This window comes from Streptomyces sp. A18 (assembly GCF_059026065.1).
The window spans coordinates 42,975-61,283 of the sequence record NZ_JBWLKL010000033.1 but is presented as its reverse complement, the minus strand read 5'-3'; the positions used below and the strand labels follow the sequence as shown (position 1 = coordinate 61,283).

18 protein-coding genes are annotated in these 18,309 nt (G+C 68.4%); 6 read left to right on the top strand and 12 right to left on the bottom strand.

Translation table 11 applies throughout. The features are described from left to right. Nucleotides 1–525 precede the first annotated feature (525 nt). Nucleotides 526–939, top strand: a complete 414-nt coding sequence (locus tag AC5P1C_RS34055) for a L,D-transpeptidase family protein (RefSeq protein ID WP_493869834.1) — start codon at nucleotides 526–528, stop codon at nucleotides 937–939. 43 nt (nucleotides 940–982) lie between these two features. Here the strand turns inward: AC5P1C_RS34055 and AC5P1C_RS34050 are convergent, their stop codons facing one another. The 6 genes from AC5P1C_RS34050 to AC5P1C_RS34025 all read right to left on the bottom strand — a co-directional run bounded on the left by AC5P1C_RS34050 (nucleotide 983) and on the right by AC5P1C_RS34025 (nucleotide 6,297). Then, nucleotides 983–1,183: a hypothetical protein gene (locus tag AC5P1C_RS34050; RefSeq protein ID WP_493869833.1), complete on the bottom strand. Its 201-nt coding sequence runs from the start codon at nucleotides 1,181–1,183 to the stop codon at nucleotides 983–985. Nucleotides 1,184–1,336: 153 nt separating this feature from the next. Next, entirely contained in the window at nucleotides 1,337–2,311 is a 975-nt protein-coding gene (locus tag AC5P1C_RS34045; protein WP_493869832.1) for a formylglycine-generating enzyme family protein, read from the bottom strand. Between the two features lie 74 nt (nucleotides 2,312–2,385). Next, nucleotides 2,386–3,369 (bottom strand): aliphatic sulfonate ABC transporter substrate-binding protein, encoded by a 984-nt coding sequence (locus tag AC5P1C_RS34040; RefSeq protein WP_493869831.1) that lies wholly within the window; start codon nucleotides 3,367–3,369, stop codon nucleotides 2,386–2,388. Nucleotides 3,370–3,444: 75 nt separating this feature from the next. Beyond that, nucleotides 3,445–4,224 carry an ABC transporter ATP-binding protein gene (locus tag AC5P1C_RS34035; protein ID WP_493869830.1) on the bottom strand — a complete coding sequence of 260 codons (780 nt, stop codon included), beginning with the start codon at nucleotides 4,222–4,224 and terminating at the stop codon, nucleotides 3,445–3,447. Beyond that, nucleotides 4,221–5,033 carry an ABC transporter permease gene (locus AC5P1C_RS34030; protein WP_493869829.1) on the bottom strand — a complete coding sequence of 271 codons (813 nt, stop codon included), beginning with the start codon at nucleotides 5,031–5,033 and terminating at the stop codon, nucleotides 4,221–4,223. Before AC5P1C_RS34030 ends, AC5P1C_RS34035 begins: the two co-directional genes overlap by 4 nt. Nucleotides 5,034–5,052: 19 nt before the next feature. Continuing rightward, nucleotides 5,053–6,297 carry an ROK family protein gene (locus tag AC5P1C_RS34025; RefSeq protein WP_493869828.1) on the bottom strand — a complete coding sequence of 415 codons (1,245 nt, stop codon included), beginning with the start codon at nucleotides 6,295–6,297 and terminating at the stop codon, nucleotides 5,053–5,055. Between the two features lie 375 nt (nucleotides 6,298–6,672). Between AC5P1C_RS34025 and AC5P1C_RS34020 the strand changes: the two genes are divergently transcribed. Both AC5P1C_RS34020 and AC5P1C_RS34015 read left to right on the top strand, forming a co-directional pair. Further along, the gene (locus AC5P1C_RS34020; protein ID WP_493869850.1) at nucleotides 6,673–8,172 is read left to right on the top strand and encodes a sulfatase family protein; all 1,500 of its coding nucleotides are present in this window, start codon (nucleotides 6,673–6,675) and stop codon (nucleotides 8,170–8,172) included. A 77-nt stretch (nucleotides 8,173–8,249) separates the two neighbouring features. Then, complete coding sequence (locus AC5P1C_RS34015) at nucleotides 8,250–9,605, top strand: family 43 glycosylhydrolase (protein ID WP_493869827.1); 1,356 nt, start codon at nucleotides 8,250–8,252, stop codon at nucleotides 9,603–9,605. Here the strand turns inward: AC5P1C_RS34015 and AC5P1C_RS34010 are convergent. Further along, a complete protein-coding gene (locus AC5P1C_RS34010) occupies nucleotides 9,602–10,165 on the bottom strand; it encodes a dihydrofolate reductase family protein (protein WP_493869826.1) in 564 nt (187 codons plus the stop codon). The two genes, AC5P1C_RS34015 and AC5P1C_RS34010, sit on opposite strands and share 4 nt — an antisense overlap. A 141-nt stretch (nucleotides 10,166–10,306) precedes the next feature. Here AC5P1C_RS34010 and AC5P1C_RS34005 point away from each other — a divergent pair, with 141 nt between their 5' ends. Together AC5P1C_RS34005 and rph are read left to right on the top strand one after the other, a co-directional pair. Continuing rightward, a complete protein-coding gene (locus tag AC5P1C_RS34005) occupies nucleotides 10,307–10,921 on the top strand; it encodes a class I SAM-dependent methyltransferase (protein ID WP_493869825.1) in 615 nt (204 codons plus the stop codon). 105 nt (nucleotides 10,922–11,026) lie between these two features. Beyond that, nucleotides 11,027–13,624: a rifamycin-inactivating phosphotransferase gene (gene rph, locus AC5P1C_RS34000; protein WP_493869824.1), complete on the top strand. Its 2,598-nt coding sequence runs from the start codon at nucleotides 11,027–11,029 to the stop codon at nucleotides 13,622–13,624. An 18-nt stretch (nucleotides 13,625–13,642) separates the two neighbouring features. Here rph and AC5P1C_RS33995 read toward each other — a convergent pair whose 3' ends face one another. From AC5P1C_RS33995 to AC5P1C_RS33980, 4 genes are all read right to left on the bottom strand, one after another. Further along, nucleotides 13,643–14,461, bottom strand: coding sequence for a phosphotransferase family protein (locus tag AC5P1C_RS33995; RefSeq protein WP_493869823.1), 819 nt, complete (start codon nucleotides 14,459–14,461; stop codon nucleotides 13,643–13,645). A 28-nt stretch (nucleotides 14,462–14,489) separates the two neighbouring features. Continuing rightward, a complete protein-coding gene (locus AC5P1C_RS33990; RefSeq protein ID WP_493869822.1) occupies nucleotides 14,490–15,083 on the bottom strand; it encodes a hypothetical protein in 594 nt (197 codons plus the stop codon). A 52-nt stretch (nucleotides 15,084–15,135) separates the two neighbouring features. Beyond that, nucleotides 15,136–15,603 (bottom strand): Pycsar system effector family protein, encoded by a 468-nt coding sequence (locus AC5P1C_RS33985; protein ID WP_493869821.1) that lies wholly within the window; start codon nucleotides 15,601–15,603, stop codon nucleotides 15,136–15,138. A gap of 80 nt (nucleotides 15,604–15,683) precedes the next feature. Then, nucleotides 15,684–16,208: a hypothetical protein gene (locus AC5P1C_RS33980; RefSeq protein ID WP_493869820.1), complete on the bottom strand. Its 525-nt coding sequence runs from the start codon at nucleotides 16,206–16,208 to the stop codon at nucleotides 15,684–15,686. Nucleotides 16,209–16,749: 541 nt separating this feature from the next. Here AC5P1C_RS33980 and AC5P1C_RS33975 point away from each other — a divergent pair. Continuing rightward, a complete protein-coding gene (locus tag AC5P1C_RS33975; RefSeq protein WP_493869819.1) occupies nucleotides 16,750–17,397 on the top strand; it encodes a response regulator transcription factor in 648 nt (215 codons plus the stop codon). A 25-nt stretch (nucleotides 17,398–17,422) separates the two neighbouring features. On the opposite strand, the gene AC5P1C_RS33970 is transcribed toward AC5P1C_RS33975, so the two are convergent. Then, nucleotides 17,423–18,229, bottom strand: coding sequence for a crotonase/enoyl-CoA hydratase family protein (locus AC5P1C_RS33970; protein ID WP_493869818.1), 807 nt, complete (start codon nucleotides 18,227–18,229; stop codon nucleotides 17,423–17,425). Between the last annotated feature and the right edge of the window lie 80 nt (nucleotides 18,230–18,309).

The following is an 18,309-nucleotide window of genomic DNA, read 5'->3' as shown; positions in this document are numbered from 1 at the left end:
CCCCCCAACCTGCGGTCGACGCCGCCGTCGCCACAGGTGACGGCCGATCGCAGCAACTTGGTGGCGTTGCGCGAGGGTCCCGCTCGTTCCGGGAAGAGGTGAGAGCAGACGGGGAACTTCGCCTGAACCGTCTGCCATCCGGGGCGGGCAGCCCGCGGCGACTCCAAGAGGACACAGACCATGCGCTCCACAGTCCAAAGCCCATCCTTGCGTAGGCTCGTCTCGGCCTGTTGCCTTCTGCTGGTCGGGTGCGCGAGCCCCCAGGCCTCCCCGTCCACGGACCCCTCCGCCACCGCATCGCGTGTACCGGCCAGGGGCCTCCCAGGGCCTGGCGCGGACGGCGGGGCGACGCACCGCGTCCCCGGCCTTGGACCGTATACGCAGGCCCAGATCGGGCCCGAGACACGGCAGGTCCTCGTGGTCACCGGGAAGCCAGAGGAGAACGAGGCCACTGCCGAGCTCTATACGAGAGAGCGGCATGCTCGCTGGGACCGCACGGCGGGTCCGTGGCAAGCCCGCAATGCGATGCGCGGATGGACCGGCGATCACCGCGCCGGGGATCTCCGCACTCCCATCGGTGTGTTCCGGATCGGTGACGCGGGTGGGCTCCTGCCCAACCCGGGAACCCAACTTCCGTACGACATGGATGAGGAGTTCGACGAGCCGGGCACCGGGTTCTACGGTGAGTCCCTCGCCGGGTCCTTCGACTACGTCGTGGCGATCGACTACAACCGACGGTCAGGCTTCTCCCCCTTGGACAAGGTGCGGCCGCTGGGGCTGGGCAAAGGCGGGGGAGTGTGGGTTCACGTGGACCACGGAGGCCCCACGAAGGGTTGCATCTCGTTGCCTCGCGAGCAGCTGCGCGAGCTGTTGCGCCTGCTGGACCCACAGCGCCGCCCGGTCATCGTCATGGGGCCGGCAGGCGAGCTCCGCCGTTGATGGGTGCTGGCCCTGAGCATCGTTCTGGTCGGGCGGCGGCCCGTTAGGTGGTCATGGCGGCAATGAGTGCGGCGACCAGGGCGCCGAGCGCGCACAGGGATCCCGCTACCGCCAGGACGATGGCCTGCGAGTGCACGGAGAGCGCGTCCTCATCGTCGTACGGGGTACGGCTCATGTCCCACACGGCCTGGATCTGCAGCGACGCACCGACGACCAAGCCGATGAGGATGATGGCATCGAACATTCTTTTCTCTTTTCTAGTCTCTCTTCCCTTCCCTGAAGGAGCGTCAGATCCGCATCGGTCCGGCGTTTTGCCGCGTTTGGCGCACAGCGGCTTTTGTCCAGCGGCTCTTGTCCAGCACCTCTTGTCCCGGGCACGGGAACATTGCGCTCGGTGTCAGCCGATGTCCCAGGCCACGCGAAACCCGAGGTTGCCTGCGGAGCTGTCGATCGTGTTCGCGGTGCGGGCGGCGACGCGGTAGCGGTTGCAGTACGAGTCATGACAGAGGTAGGAGCCGCCTCGCATGGCGCGACGGTTGGGGTCATCGTCCTGCCAGAGGTCGGCGGACCACTCCCAGACATTGCCTGCGACGTTGTAGAGCCCGAAGCCGTTGGGGGCGAAGGCGTGCACGGGAGCCGTTCCGGCGTAGCCGTCGGCTTCGGTGTTGCGGAAGGGGAAAGTGCCCTGCCAGATGTTGCAGCGGTGCTCCCCGCCCGGCGTCAGTTCGTCGCCCCAGGGGTAGCGGGCCTGATCCAGGCCCCCGCGTGCGGCGTACTCCCACTCAGGCTCGGTGGGCAGGCGCCCTCCCGCCCACCGGCAGAAGGCGGTCGCGTCTCGCCACGTCACGTGGATCACGGGATGGTCCCAGCGGCCGTCCAGTTGGCTGCCCGGACCTTCCGGTCTGTTCCAGACGGCGCCTTCGACGCCGCACCACCAGGGGGTTTCCGGCGGGCGTGGTGACGCCTTGCGCAGGAGGCCCGGCAGGAACTTCGCGAACACATAGCTCCAGCCGAACTCCTCCGCTTCGGTGCGGTAGCCGGTCTGCTCGACGAAGGCCGCGAAGCGGGCGTTGGTGACCGAGTAGGCGTCTACGGCGAAGGGTGAGACCGATACGCCGCGCACGGGCCCTTCGCCGTCACCGGGGTTCGCCTCCGCGTCCTCGTTGCCCATGCGGAAGGTTCCGCCGGGGAGGGGAACGCGGTCGGCGTACTCGGAGTCCGGAGAGCGGCGCGCGACGGTGGCGTAACGCATGTATGCCTCGGGCGCGTTGGGGCTATCGCGTGCCTGCTGCTTCGGGCGGCCGGAGGGGGCACAGCAACTGTTCGTGCTCGGTTGCGTGCCACGGCCTGCGGTGCCGGTGGTGCTGCTCATAGGTGTCCTGCGGGGTTGGTCAGCGGCTGGGGGTGAGGGAGGCATGCCTGTCTGGAGTTGGCCCAGGTCGCGTACTACTTGCTGTACGCCTGCCTGTAGAGGTCACCCGTGTAGTACTCCTTGGGGTCCGGGTTGTCGTCCAGCTGCTTGTTGCGGACGAAGAAGTCGCCCAGCGTCTTCAGCCACTTGTCCACCTCACCGCTCTTGGTCTTCGCGGCCAGGTCCTTGGTGGAGAGGGTCTCGACGTGCGAGGCGTCGGCCTTGGCCTGGGCCTCGCTGACCTGGAGCATCTCGGCGGTGAGCGTGACGGTCTCTTCGGGGTGCTGCTTGCGCCAGTCGTTGGCTTGCTGCAACACCTTGATCACCTTGCGGTTCTTCCCCTCGGGCACCTTGGTGCCTGCGACGAACGCGGTGGGGAAGGCGTCGCCGGTGTCCTTGGTGCTGGCTATTTCCTCGAGGCCCGGGACCTTCTTCTTGATGGTGTCGATGGCGGGGTAGAAGAAGCCGGCACCGTCGACCTTTCCGGAGGAGAAGGCGGAGACGATGGTGGACGGGTCCATGTTGACCTTCTCGACGTCCTGCACGGTCATCCCGGCCTTCGCCAGGGCGATGTTGAGGACCATGTCGCCGGAGGTGCCCTCGGGCACGCCGACGCGCTTGCCCTTGAGGTCCTTCATGGACTTCATGCCGGGCTGGCCGATGACCCGGTCGGCGTACGTGAGGGTGTTGATGGCGACGACCTTGGCCTTGCCCGAGGCGGGCAGCCACATCGCGCCGGGGCCGATGTAGCCGTAGTCGAGGTTGCCCGCGCTGAGCGCCTGTACCTGCACCGGACCGTTGTTGAACGACTTCACGTGTGCGGTCAGGCCCGCCTTCTTCCACAGCCCCTGCTTCTCGGCGATCGCCAGCAGGCTGGCACCGTTGTAGTCACCGATGTAGCCGAACCGGACCGTGTTGTTGTCCTCGGAAGCGCTGTTGGAGCAGGCGCTGAGGGAGAGCGAGAGCATGAACGCGACGGGCAGCGCCGTGAAGGCGTGCCTGATCGTGCTTCTGGGCATGCGGGATGTCCTCTCGGGGTGATGCGCGGGTCGGTTCTGCGGAGTGCCCCGGGGGAGGGCTCGGGTGACGGCGGTTCAGGCGGCCTGGGGCGGGGCTTCCTGGTGGTAGACGGACGTCCACACCTCGTTGCGGATGTGCCGGAACTCGGGCGAGAGGCGGATCTCCTCGGTGCGGGGATAGGGCAGATCCACGTCGATGACGCGGTGGATGCGGCCGGGCTTGGCGGCCATGACGACGACCCGGCTCGCGAGGTAGACGGCCTCGTCCACGTCGTGGGTGATGAACAGCACGGTGCGCTTCTCCTGGCTCCAGGTCTCGAGCAGCTGGTCCTGCAGCTGCACCCGGGTCAGGGCGTCGAGAGCACCGAACGGCTCATCCATCAGCAGTACTTGGGGATCGACCGCGTACGCACGGGCGATGGCGCACCGTTGTTTCATTCCGCCGGACAGCGTCTTGGGCAGGGCGTCGGCGAAGTCGCTCAAGCCGACGAGGCCGATGGCCTGATCCGTGCGCCGACGCCGCTCCGGGGCGGGTACGGAGGCGAGCTTGAGCCCGAACTCCACGTTCTGCCGCACGGTCAGCCAGGGGAACAGGGCGTACTGCTGGAAGATGACCCCACGGTCGGGCCCGGGTCCGGAGACCGGCGTTCCGTCGACCAGGACGGTGCCCGAGTCGGGCTCCTGCAGCCCTGCGGCCATGCTCATCAGGGTGGACTTGCCGCAGCCTGAGGGGCCTACGACCGTGACGAACTCCTGGTCCGCGATGTCCAGGCTGACCCCGCCGAGCGCGGTGAAGGTCGCGCCCTTCAGCGGGAAGGTCTTCACCACATCGCGAAAAGTGATCTTGCTGTTCATCGTCGCTCCTGCCAGCCGGTGAGGCGTCGCTCGGCCAGCAGCAGGAGCCGGTCCATGATGAGCCCGAGCACGCCGATCGTGATCAGGGACACGAAGATCGTGTCCATTTCGAACCAGGTGGATGCCTTCTGCATCCGGTAGCCCAACCCCTCCTGTGCACCGATGAGTTCGGCGGCGACCACGGTGGCCCAGGACGCCCCGAGGCCGATGCGCATGCCGACGAGGATGAACGGGGTGGAGGCGGGGACGACCACCTTGGCGAAGATGGTGCGGTCACTGGCGCCCAGCACCCGGGCCGCGTTGATCAGTGTCTTGTCGACGTCGATGACGCCCTGGAACGAGGAGAGGACGCAGGCCATGAACGAGGCCAGGAAGATCACGGCGATCTTCGGCACCTCGCCGATCCCGAGCAGCACGACCGCCAGGGGAATGAGCGCCAGCGGCGGGATGGTGCGGAAGAACTGGATGTACGGCTCGACCAAGGCGCGCACGGTGGGATACCAGCCCATGAGGAACCCGACCGGTATGGCCACGGCCACGCCGAGCGCGTAGCCGAGGAAGACCCGGCGCAGGCTGGCGAACGTGTCGGAGGACAGGGTGCCGTCGGAAATCATGGTGCCGGCCTTCTGGGCCACCGCCATCGGCGTGGGCAGGTTCTCGACCAGGCCCAGGGCGGCCACGACCCCCCACACGGCGACACCTGCCACCACCGCGAGCGCGTTGAGGACCAGGGGCCGGTGCCGGGAGCGGCGCGGTTGCTGCTGCCGCCCGTCGGCGGCGGTCTTGTCGACAGGGGTGATCACAGCCATGGGGTCCTCGCTGGTGCCTTCACGCGTTCTCCTCGGAGACGGGCTGCGGGTAGTGGGAGAGCAGGGGGGATTCGTGGAGTACGAGGGCGATGCCGCCCAGCGCGCTGCCGGCGTCGCCGAGCGTCGCGCGCCGTACGTCCACGTGTGGGCGGGCCAGGGGCATCAGTTGCTGCCGCAGGGCTCGCTCGACCGGCTCGAGCAGGGCGGGGCCGGCCTCTGCCAGTTCGCCGCCGACGACGATGACGCCCGGCCCGACGGCGTGGCAGACCGCGGCAAGGACTCCGCCGACGTCGTTGCCGACGCGCTCCAGCACGTCCAGGGCGGACGGCTCGCCGGCGGCTGCGGCGTCGAGGAGCCCGGCGAGGTCGTCGGCCCGGCCACCGGCTTCGCGGTAGCGGTGCAGGATCGCGTCGAGAGAAGCACGGGTCTCCAGACAGCCGGTGCCGCCGCATTCGCAGGGTCTGCCGGCCGGGTCCACGGTGATGTGTCCGAACTCGCCGGACAGACCGTTGCGCCCGCGGTGCAGCGCGCCGCCCACGACCAGGCCGCCGCCGACGCCGTGCGACAGCCGCAGGTAGAGCACGTCGCTGCTGTCCGCCGCCGCGCCCCATACCGCTTCGGCGAGTGCCGCGAGCCGGGTGTTGTTGTCCAGGAGCACCGGCACACCGAACTGCTTGCGCAACAGGTCCGGCAGTCCGTCGATGCCCTGCGCGCGGGCGTTCTCGCTGCCGGGATCGGTGATCGGTCCGACCACGCCGACGCCGATCGCGCTGAGCGCGTCGAGGTGGACGGCGCCCGACGCGCCGGGTCGGCCGCCCACCGCCGGACCCACTGACGACTCGGTGGCCGACGTGGCGAGAAGGCGGCCCGCGATGTCGATCCGCTCGGGCCAGGACAGGTCCGCGGCATGCGCCTCGCTCGCCGAACCGATCACGTCGTGGGCGAAGTTGACGGCGGCGACGTGCACGGCACGGCGTGCGAAGTCGATGCCGACCACCTCGCCGGCTGTCGGATTGAGGCTGAGCTTCTCCACCGGCCGGCCGCGCTTGCGTACCTCGACGTGCGGTGTGCCGGCGACGACGGAGCCGTTGCCCACCAGTCCGGCGACGATGTCGTGGAGCGTGGTTCGGGAAAGACCGCTGCGGTCGCCCAACTCGGCGCGGCTCAGCGGGCCGTGCTTGCGGAGCAGTTCGAGGACTGCTTGCTCATGGCTGCGTCGGAGCCGCGTCAGCGGGCCGTCGTGTTCGTGCATGCAGGACAGCATGTGAGCGCCGAGTATTTTCGTCAATGACTCGAAACAAATTATTCATCTGACCGCCATACGCCCAACGGGGCTTGCTTCGATACCGGTTCGACCTGCCTGCTCGCACGGGCGTAGCGCGCCCGGACGCCACCCCGCGGCCCAGTCGGCACCGAGGAGCGGTGGTCACGGGCCTCGGCTGGGTACCTCGGCGCGATTTATGTCCGCACTCTTGACTTAAATGATCGCCGGGCCGGAGCATGCGTCGCACGGCACTTCGGACCCGCACCCCACACCCGCCATGACGAGGTGTCAGCCATACCGACGTCCGATGCGTCGGCCCGCCCCGGCCGACGTGCGAGCCCGGACCGACCCGAGAGGCCCTCCGTGCGCCACAACATGCTCTTCCTGATGACCGACCAACACCGGGTGGACACCCTGGGCGCGTACGGCAATCCGCATACGCACACCCCGAACCTCGACCGGCTCGCGGCCGATGGCACACGCTTCGACAGCTTCTACACCCCCACCGCGATCTGCACACCGGCGCGCGCCAGCCTGCTCACCGGGGCGGCTCCGTTCCGGCACAAGCTGCTGGCCAACTACGAGCGCAACGTGGGGTATCTCGAGGACCTCTCCGACGGCCAGTTCACCTTCTCCGAGCAACTGCACTCGGAGGGCTACAACTTGGGGCTCGTCGGCAAGTGGCACGGAGGCGTGCGGCGCACCGCCGCCGACTACGGCTTCGAGGGCCCCGATCTGGCCGGCTGGCACAACCCAGTGGACCACCCCGACTACCTGGCCTACCTGGCGGAGAACGGCCTGCCCCCGTACCGCATCACGGACCCCGTGCGCGGCACCACACCCAACGGCAGTCCCGGAAACCTCCTCGCCGCCCGCCTGCACCAGCCCGTCGAAGCCACCTTCGAGTACTACCTGGCCACACGCACCATCGAGATGCTCCGCCGCTTCGCCGAGCAGGAGGATGACGGAGACGGGGCACCGTTCTTCCTGGCCACCCACTTCTTCGGCCCGCACCTGCCGTACATCCTCCCGGACGCGTACTACGACATGTACGACCCCGAGCTGGTCGAACTACCCGCCTCCATCAGCGAGACCTTCGCGGCGAAACCGACCGTCCAGCACAACTACAGCAAGCTCTGGGCCTTCGACACCATGACACTGGAGGAGTCGCGGAAGCTGATCGCCGTGTACTGGGGCTACGTCACGCTCATCGACGAGCAGACCGGCCGCATCCTCGACGCCATGCGCGAACTGGGCCTGGACGAGCGGACGGCGGTCTTCTTCACCGCCGACCACGGCGAGTTCACCGGCGCCCACCGGCTGCACGACAAGGGTCCTGCGATGTACGAGGACATCTATCGCATCCCCGGGCTGCTGAAGGTGCCCGGTGCACCGCGGGGCCAGGTGCGCGAGGAGTTCGTCTCCCTCACCGACTGCACCGCCACCATTCTCGACCTGGCGGGCAGCAAGACCGAGCCGGCCGTGGACAGCCGCAGCCTGCTGCCCCTCGTACAGGGCGAACACCCGCAGTGGGACGAGCACCACCTCGCCGAGTTCCACGGCCACCACTTCCCGTACCCCCAGCGGATGTTGCGCACCCGAAGCCACAAACTCGTGATCAACCCGGAGTCCCACAACGAGTTGTACGACCTCGACGCCGACCCCGACGAGCTGCACAACCGCCATGAGCACCCCGAAATGCGGGGCATACGCACGGCACTGACCCGGCAGCTGTACGACCTGCTCCGCGAGCGCGGCGACAACTTCTACCACTGGATGACGCCGATGTACGACGTCGAGACGGACTACGACACGACCCTTTCCGCCTTCGAGACCGGTGACCCGGAAATGGCGTCGACCACCCAGGACCAATGACAGCGCCAACGCCCCGCACGAACGACCAGGACAACGAAAACGCCCCAGACACCATGACGCCCAAGGAGATACGACTGATGACCGGACCCGCGAACGAATCGCACCTCGGCCGACGGTCCGTGCTGGCAGGCATCGCCGGATCCGTGGGCGCGGCGGCGCTGCCCACCGGCTCGGCCCATGCACAGCCCGTCGAAGCCGCACAGCCCGCCGAGACCGCGACGGCCGCTGCCCGGCGGCCGTACCCGTCGAACTGGCCCGACCCCCGGCCGTACGGCATCGCGGACGCCCGCAAGGATCTGTGGCCGCGCAAGGACAACTCCTTCGTCCTGCCCCTCGAACTCCGGCCCCGCGACAAGGAGATGGGCCGGGTCTGGATGCGCGACACCTACGTCAACTGCTTCGTCGTCGACGGCCGTCCGCTCTACGTCGCCACCGGCACCACGCGCGTGCCCGGCCTCACGGCGGCTGCCCCCTGGAACGACGGTCTCTTCGTCTGGACGGCACGGTCCTTGCACGGTCCGTGGCGGCTGGCCGACACCACCGGCATCCGGCCCGGCGCCGAGCGCGGAAAGGTGTGGTCGCCCGAGTTCGTCGGGGAGAACCGCCCCGGCCGCACGGTCGTCGCTCCGTGGCAGGAGTACTGGCACGACGAGGAGTTCGGCAAGCGCGGCGAGGTGTGGGCGCCCGAACTGCACTACTACCGCGGCAAGTGGTACCTCGTCGCCTGCATGGGCGACCACTCCCAGAAGGTCGGCTCGTTCCTGCTGGTGAGCGAGGGCGGGGTCGCGGGGCCGTACCGCCTGGTCGAGGGCAATCTCGACAAGCCGTTCGGCGATTCCTTCATCGACGGGCCGGAGTTCATCGAACCCGGCGCGTACCACCACATCGACGGCAGCCTCTACACGGAGGGCGACGACGCGTGGCTTGTGCTGCACAATCACGTCTACGCCAAGTTCCGCGATGACATGGAGGACATCGTCCCGACGACGAACCTCCCGGCGTTCCAGCAGAAGCCGTACACGCCCGAGCCGTACCTCGAGGGCGCCTACGTCTTCAAGCACGGCGGCAGGTACTACCTGGTGCACGCCGCGTGGGACCGTACATCGGCCAACGCCGACGGCAGTACCCGCTACGCCTACGACCCGCCGGGCACCGGCCGGACGCAGTACCAGTACGACGCGGTCGTCGCTGTCGCCGACCGTTTCGAGGGCCCGTATTCGGAGCGGTGGACGGCGGGTGTGGGCGCCGGGCACAACAACTTCTTCAAGGACCGCGACGGAGGCTTGTGGGCGACGTTCTTCCGCAACCCGGCCCACGGCTACTGGGCTGACCCGTCCCGCGCCGATGATGCCGCGGTGGCCGGCGTCGTACGCCTGGAGTGGACCGGTCCGAAGGGCAACCGCCTGTACGTGCGGCGCCAGACGGCCGGTTAACGCGCCACGCGGTGGCGGAGGTAGACGAATTTCGAATTGAACCTACGGGTCTCGACGAGTTCGAGATCCACCCGGCGCTCGTGCTGGGGGAAGAACGGAATGCCACCGCCGACCAGCACCGGATAGACGATGGCCCGGTACTCGTCGATCAGACCCAACTCGGCGACCTCGGCGGCGAGCGTCGCGCCGCCGATCGCGATCTCGCCTTCTCCCGGCTCGGCCCGCAACCGCTCGATCTCCTCCGCCACGCCGCCGGAGACCAGGCGGGCATTGCCCCGCACCTCCGAGAGCGTGGTGGAGAACACGACCTTGGGCAGCGGATTCCAGAGCCCGGCCCACTCGAGCCCGGCGGCGTCGAGCGATTGATCCTGGTCGGCGGTCTCCCAGTACAGCATCGTCTCGTACAGCCGCCGTCCCAGCAGGTGGACGCCGACGTTCCGAATCTCGTCGATCCAGAAACGAAAGACGTCCTCGTCGGGCTCCGACCAGTCGAAGCTGCCGTCCGGCCCGACGATGTAGCCGTCCAGTGAGATGTTCATCGAATAGGTCACGCTGCGCATGAAGTCCTCCTCGTTGACGGGTTCGACCGTACGACCGCCGACCGCCACTGGGCTCGCGGCGGCGCGCGGTTTCCCCGCGCAGAGTCACCTCACTGCCGGGGTGCGCGTCCGTCGAGTCACTGCTCGCTTACGCTGTGGGCCATGAGCCGTTGGGAAGAGCTGACTGGTGGGACGTCCGGAGAGAACTATGCTGCCCGGTTCGCGGCCCTGGCCGACAGCGGCAAGGACATGCACGGCGAGGCACAGTTGTGCGCCGCGTTGGTGCCCGCTGGGGCACGGGTGCTGGACGCGGGGTGCGGTACCGGCCGGGTCATGATCCGGTTGGCGGAGCTCGGGTACGACTGTGTCGGGGTCGACCGCGATGCTTCCATGCTGGCCGTGGCGCGCAGGCAGGCGCCGGAACTGCCATGGATCCAGGCCGACCTGGCCACGCTCGACCTGGCTGAGCTGAATGTGGCCGCGGACTTCGACCTCGTGGTCGCCGCCGGTAACATCTTCCCGCTCCTGGCCCCGGGTACGGAGGCCGCGGTGGTCGGCCGCCTGGCCGCGACGCTGCGCTCGGGCGGCCTCCTGGTCGCCGGATTCGGCCTGGACGAAGCCCACCTGCCGGTAGCGCCCGGCATCACCCTGCCGCAGTACGACGCCTACTGCGAAGCGGCCGGCCTCACCCTCGCCGACCGCTTCGCGACGTGGGACGCCCACCCCTATGAGGGCGGCGGCTATGCGGTCAGCATCCACCGGTTGGACCGCGGCTGAAGCTTCGGTCTCCTCGCGCGGGCGGGGACGGCAAGAAATGGGGGCGTCGGTGGTTCGACCGGCCGCCGCATCGCAATGGAGCAGGAACATGTCGGGGGTATCGCAGTGAACGAGCAGTACGTGTTGGACCTTCGCGAGGTCGACTCGACGCAGGTCGCGGTCGTCGGCGGCAAGGGCGCGCACCTGGGCGGGCTGTCGCGGATCGAAGGCATCCGTGTGCCGGGTGGCTTTTGCGTGACGACGGACGCCTTCCGCCGGGTCATGGCGGAGTCGCCGTCGATCGATGATCGGCTCGATCAGCTGGCGCGCCTGAACCCGGACGACCGGGAAGCGATCCGTACGCTCAGCGCGCAGATCCGCCGCACCATCGAAGGCACTGCCATCCCGCACGATCTCGCGGCGGCGATCACCGGCGCACACACCCGGCTGGACGCGCTGGCTGCCTACGCCGTCCGATCCAGCGCGACGGCGGAGGACCTGCCGACGGCCTCCTTCGCCGGGCAGCAGGACACGTACCTGAACGTCGTGGGGACGACGGCGATCCTCCAGCACATCAGCCGGTGCTGGGCCTCGCTGTTCACCGAGCGGGCCGTGACCTACCGCCAGCACAACGGCATCGACCACCGGACGGTCCACATGGCCGTGGTCGTGCAGCAGATGGTCTTCCCGCACGCGTCCGGCGTCCTGTTCACGGCCGACCCCGTCACGGGCCACCGGAAGGTCTCCACCGTGGACGCCGGCTTCGGCCTCGGAGAGGCCCTGGTCTCCGGCCTGGTGAACCCGGACGTCTTCACGGTGCGAGACGGCGCAATCGTCGCCAAGGCGATCGCCGCCAAACAGCGTGCCATCGAGGCCCTGCCGGCCGGCGGCACGCGGGAAGTGGCGATCGACTCGCAGCGGCAGGAGCAGCCGGCGCTGACCGATGCGCAGGCCGTGCGGCTCGTGTCGCTCGGGCGGCGGATCGAAGCGCACTTCGGCCGTCCCCAGGACATCGAATGGTGCCTGGTCGACGACGGTTTCCAGATCGTTCAGAGCCGGCCGATCACGACGCTGTTCCCCGTCCCCGAGGCCGACGACGAGGAGAACCACGTCTACGTCTCCGTCGGCCACCAGCAGATGATGACCGACCCCATGAAGCCCCTGGGGCTTTCCATGTGGCAGCTGACGGCCATGGTGCCGATGCACGCGGCCGGCGGGAGGCTGTTCGTCGACGTCGCCCGACGCCTGGCTTCGCCCACGAGCCGCGCCGCCCTCCTGGATGCCATGGGGAAGGGCGACCCGCTGGTGAGGGACGCACTGGAGACCGTCCTCGACCGCGACGATTTCGTCCCGTCGCTCCCGGACCCGAGTCCCGGCGGCCAGCTGGTCGGCGCTGCGCCCGCCCCGATCGAGACCGATCCGGCCGTCGTCACCAGGTTGATCGAGCGCAGCCAGACGTCCATCGCCGCTCTGGAGCGCGACCTGCGGACGAAGAGCGGACCGGAGCTGTTCGACTTCCTGCTGGAGGCCTTCGAGGAGCACAAGCGCGTGCTCGGCGATCCACTGAGCATGCAGGCGATCATGGCCGGGATGGAGGCCACGTGGTGGCTCAACGACACGCTGCAGGAGTGGCTGGGGGAGAAGAACGCGGCGGACACGCTCACGCTGTCCGCCCCCGACAACGTGACCTCCGAGATGGGACTCGCGCTGCTCGACGTCGCGGACGCGATCCGGCCGTATCCGGAAGTGGTGGCGTTCCTGCAGGGTGTCGAGGACGAGGGCTTCCTGGACGAGCTGGCGACATACCCGGGCGGGACGGAAGCACGCGAGGCCATCAAGGCCTACCTCGACCGGTACGGCATGCGCTGCGTGGGCGAGATCGACATCACGAGGCCGCGTTGGTGTGAGCGCCCCACCACACTCGTGCCCGTCATCCTCGACAACGTCAGGAACTTCGAACCGGGCGCCGCCGAGCGCCGCTTCGAGCAAGGAAGGCAGAAGGCGCAGCAGAAGGAACAAGAGGTGCTGTCACGCTTGCGGACCCTGCCGGACGGGGACGAGAAGGCCGACCGGGCCAAGCGGATGATCGACCGGGTCAGGACCTTCATCGGGTACCGGGAGTACCCGAAGTACGGCATCGTCAGCCGCTATTTCCTCTACAAGCAGGCGCTGTTGGGGGAGGCCGAGCGCTTGGTGCAAGCGGGCGTGCTGGCCGAGGAGGAGGACATCTTCTACCTCACGTTCCAGGAACTCCACGACGTCGTGCGTTCCAAGCAGATGGGCGACCAGCTCATCCAGCAGCGCAAGGACGCGTTCCTCTCGTACGACGCGCTCACACCGCCCCGGGTGCTCACATCGGACGGTGAGGCCCTCACCGGGTCGTACCGGCGTGACGACGTGCCGGACGGCGCCCTGATCGGCGTACCGGTTTCCGCGGGGACCATCGAGGGACGCGCCCGCGTCATCCTTGACATGGCGGATGCCGATCTTGAAGAGGGCGACATCCTGGTCACGACCTTCACCGACCCCAGCTGGTCGCCGCTGTTCGTCTCCATCGCGGGCCTTGTGGCGGAGGTGGGCGGCCTGATGACCCATGGCGCGGTGATAGCCCGCGAGTACGGCTTGCCGGCCGTCGTGGGCGTGGAGCAGGCCACCAGGCTGATCCGGGACTGCCAGCGGATCCGCGTGCACGGAACCGACGGGTACGTCGAGATCCTGCCTTGACCGACCACACGGCGTGACTCAGGCGAGCAGGGTCAGCAAGCGGTCGGCCTGTCGCTCTGCGGTGCCGGGAGGGTTCCTGGGGTTGTCGGTGTCATCGAAGGCGAGCAGGAACAGCCAGACGAGAGCGAGGAGTCTGCGACAGTCGTGCAGCCGCGTGGCTTCTGCCGCGGTCAGGTCGCAGTGCCCCAGGAACGACGGGACATCCAGCGGGTGTTCCACCCAGCTCGACACGTGTTCGGTGATCTCCGCCAGTTCGAAGGCGCGATCGCTGCGGCCCGAGTCCTCGAAGTCGACGACCTGAACCTTGGAGCCGTTCCAGAGGTAGTTGGCGAGATTGCCGTCACCCGGCCCGAAGACCCATGAAACGCCCGGTCGGCCACCGCTTTCCAGGCCCGACCCAGTGATCCAGGCCAGACCGGCGTCCATGGCCTCGCCCACCCGGCCGCTGACATGAGGGCGGGCCCGCGGAAACCAGGAGTGGATGTGGGCGACCAGATCCCCTTGATGGCCGGGCCTTGGGGGGATCTCATCAAGTACGTCGGGCGGCACCGCAGCATGAAGTTCCCTCACCGCTTCCGCCAGAGCCTTGATGTGCTCGTCGCGGAGAACGGAACCACGCAGAGGCATCCCGTCCAGCCGCGACATCTTCACCCAGGGCTCAGGAGCAGCAAGATCGGACGCCCAGGGTTCGGGAGTGAGGCCGGGCGCATACGTGCCGAGCACCGTCAACGCACGCCACTCGCGCCCACCGCGCTCGCGGTCCCCGTCCCGAAACCGCTTGATGACACAGGTGGGCCTCAGCTCGATCGCATGCGTGGTCCATCGCTCTGAACTCATGGGACGTGATCCTGTCGGCAGTTGGGAGTCAGCTCTTTCGGGGCGCGGGGCGACGTTCGCCGGCGAGCAGCCGCTTGCGATGGCCGCGGCGGCGGACGGCGGTGACCAGGGCGATCACCATGCCGATGCTGATTCCGATGACAGGGAGAGCGAAGGCCAGGATCAGCCCGCCCACCAACGTGATCAGGCCTCCGGAGTCCCCGATGGCGTACCGGGACGGTCCTTGGGACGTGCAGGTGACCTCGTAGGTGCCTGCCCGCGACACGTCGATGGTGTAGAGCGGATTCCAGGTCTCGTCACGGGTGAGGAACAAGTCGATGCCCGGAAAGGTGAGGGTGGCATCGCCAGGCCCGGTGAAGCTGCACTTCTGGGAGGCCGACGGGCCCCGTTCCCTGATCCAGATCGTCCTCTGGCTCTCCGGCTCGAGCCGGAGAGCGAAGGCGTCACCGTCCGTGAACTGATGGCCGGTGTCCACCGCGTCGATCGCGTTGTTGAACCGGTACACGCCGATGCCCACACCCAGCACGATCAGTACGACGGCTGTCACGGCTGCTGTGCCGTACCAGTGACGGCCGGGCCGGAGTTCGTTCGCCGGTATCAGGGGAGGTGCGACGGGCTGCATCGGCACATCCTAGATAGCCCGTGCCGGCCGGTCGGCATCGGTGATCGCAGGTTCAGGCCGCCGCGACGAGGGCAGCCGTGAGAGCCAGGAGGCCGAGCCCGGCGAGCATGCAGTCCACGGCGATCCGGATCAGCCGGAACTTCCGCCGGGCGAGTGTGGACATGAACCCCAGGTGCTCCACCTGGTAGCCGGATGCCAGCAGTTCGCGCAGTTGGTCGGTGCTCAACCGGGACCAGGTCGTCCAGCCGTTTCCTCCGAGGTGCGGACGGATCGCGAGCAACAGGATCAATGTCGAGGCCAGCAGTGCCGCGGCAGCGAGGGACGCGGCCACGGCGGCCGGGACACTCGGGTGGAGGTCGGGTGCGTTCGAGGCCAGTGCCACCAGTGCGGCTCCGGACAGTGCGAGGAGCAGGCTCGCTTTGGTGTCGGTGCGAGCCAGGTCGGTCTGCAGGGAGGCGACCGTCGCGGCGATGCGGTCCTGTGCCGCCGGCTGCCGGGGATCGGGTGCGGTGGTCGTCATCGGTGTTCCCTTCCTTGCCGGTGATCGGGCTCTCGCTTCCGCGTCAACGCGCAGGCACTGCCTCCGCTCCCGCGAAGTGCCTACATGTCGTGGACGGCGGTGCGTGCCGCGGCCACGAACGCCAGGACGGACTTCCAGAAGGGGTCGTAGCAGGCGTCGAACTCCCGTACGGCGTCGGCATCTCCCGCGATCGAGGCCTCCAGTGCCCGAAAGGGCGGCCGTGTCGCGAGACGTAGGTCTTCTGCTGCCGTGGCCACGTGATCCGGGCCTTCCAGGGTGACGATCCAGACGAGGTGACGCAGCTTTCCGTACTCCTCGCGAAGGCTCACCCTGATCTCCTGCAGGGCGGGGACCTGCGTCGTGTGCGTGCTGGTCGCGTGGACGTCGGACACCTTCCAGTACAGGTCGGCCATGCGGTGGGCCTGTTCGATCAGGCTCACGTACGCGGCCCGGCGGGTCTCGCGGATCCGTACGCCCCGCTGGGCATCGGCGGCCACGCCTGCCTGGATGGTGGCGGCCCTCGCGGTGGCCCGCCCGGACACCCAACTGGCGAGGACCGCGGTGCCGGCGGTCAGTGAGGCGATCCAGAGAGTGCTGTCAGCCATCCGGACAATGTACAGAGGCATGTGCATGCCATGTCGCTCGCTGGTCACGGATTCGCCGACTGCCGTGAAGCGGCCGGTAGTCGTTGTCCGGACTTTCCCGATCTGAGCTACCTTCGGTACCGTGAGTACCGTACGATTTCTCGTACATGGTACGACTGGAGGCTGCCGGGAAAGTATGCGTCCGTGACAGTCTCTAGCCAGTCGTCTGCCATCCGCGGACGCGCAAGGAGGAACGACTGAATCCGAACGCGGAATGTCCAACGGGGTGTCTAGGAACGACTGATTCCGTTTTCGGAATGTCCAACGGGGTGTTGTCTCACGATTGATTACGTGACATTGAATGGCTCCGAGCGTCGGCCTGACCAGCCCGCTCCCCTGGAGTCAGCCGTGCGGGCGGCCATCGGGCCCCACGCGGCGACTGATCCCGCTCGTCTTGACGCGCCGCCCCCGGGACGGCATCCGGAGCGTGGCGCAGGCGCATCTCGGAGCATCGCAGACCTGACTACCATCCGCTGCACTCACTGTGTGAGGAGTCCCCCACATGCAAGCGTTAGGTGTACTCGTCGTCGATCATCATCCCGTGGTCAGGTACGCGCTCTCGTCGCTGCTCGACACGAGAGTTGCGTGGACCGCGGAGGCCGCCACGAGCGACGAGGCATGGAACGCCGTCAAAACCTCCCGCCCGGGTGTCGTCGTCCTCGAACTGGAACTGGACGGCGCGACCAGCGGTGCCGATCTCTGCCAACGGGTGAAGGCGATGGAAAACGCGCCCCGGGTCGTCGTCTTCACCGGAGACACCTCACCCGGGGCCGTCGTTTCCGCCATATCGGCGGGGGCGGACAGCTTCCTGCACAAGAGCGTAGGCAGCTCGGAACTCGTGGACGCGGTGGTGCGCACGTACAACGGCCAACGCATGTGGATACTCGGCAAGAACGAACGCGAACACATAGACGTCCGCAGTGTCACGCCCGACGGGCTGCCCGCCATCACCCGCAGGGAGGAACAGGTCCTGAGCCTCGTACTGCGCCGGTACACCAACGAGGAAATCGCGTCCGAACTCTCCCTCGCCTCGCAGACCATAAAGAACCAAGTCAGCAGCGCCCTGCGGAAGTTGGGCGTCAGTGGACGACGTGAACTGTTCCGCAAGTACTCGTCCCAGGCCGGAGTGACCACCGGAGCCAGGGGTTGACCCACCCGGCCGCCACCCGTGCACGTCATCGCGGCCCTCCCGGATGCCCCTGGACGAACTCACGCGCGCCTGCCCGCGCGCCCGGGGAGTCGAGGATCCCGGACAACAGCTCGCGGTGGGACCGGTACTCCTCCGCCAACTCCCCGTCGCGCACCCGGGCAAGGATGCTCTTGCTCGCGAGGACAGCGTGGTCCGCGTGCGTGGCGATCTTCTCCCCGAGCTCGCAGGCAGCCGTCAGAGCCGTCCCCGGCGCCACGACACGGTTGACAAGACCCAGCGCGAAGGCGCGCTGGGCATCGATCGGTTCGCCGGTCAGAGCCATCTCCATCGCCACGGCCGGCGCGATCGCCCGCGGCAGCCGCAGCAGTCCGCCGGCCGCGGCCACCAGGCCTCGGCGCAGCTCGGGCAGCCCGAACGTCGCGTCGTCCGCCGCCACCACCATGTCGCAGGCGAGCACCATCTCGAAACCACCGCCGACCGCCGCGCCCTCCACTGCGGCGATCAGCGGCTTGCTCGGCGGCTGCTCCGTCAGACCACCGAAGCCACGACCCGGCAGGGAGGCACGCTCCCCGCGGGCGAAGGCCCCGAGGTCCATGCCGGAGCAGAACGCCGGCGGGGTGCCGGTGAGGACGCCGACCCGCAGCTCCGTACGGGCATCCAGTTCCGTGAAGGCCGCGGCCAGTCGTTCGGCCATGGCCCGGGTCAGCGCGTTGCGTACGCGCGGCCGGTTCAGTCGGATCACCAGCACGGGGCCGCGGCGTTCGACGAGCACGTCGGTACCGCTCCGGCCGTCCGCGCCCGCCGAACGGTCCTGCCTCAACTCTCCGGTCATCTGCTTCTGCCCACCCTGGATCGGCGCACTCAACGGGGGTTGGACCCACCAGCGTAGTGAGGGCGGCACCGGCTACCTAC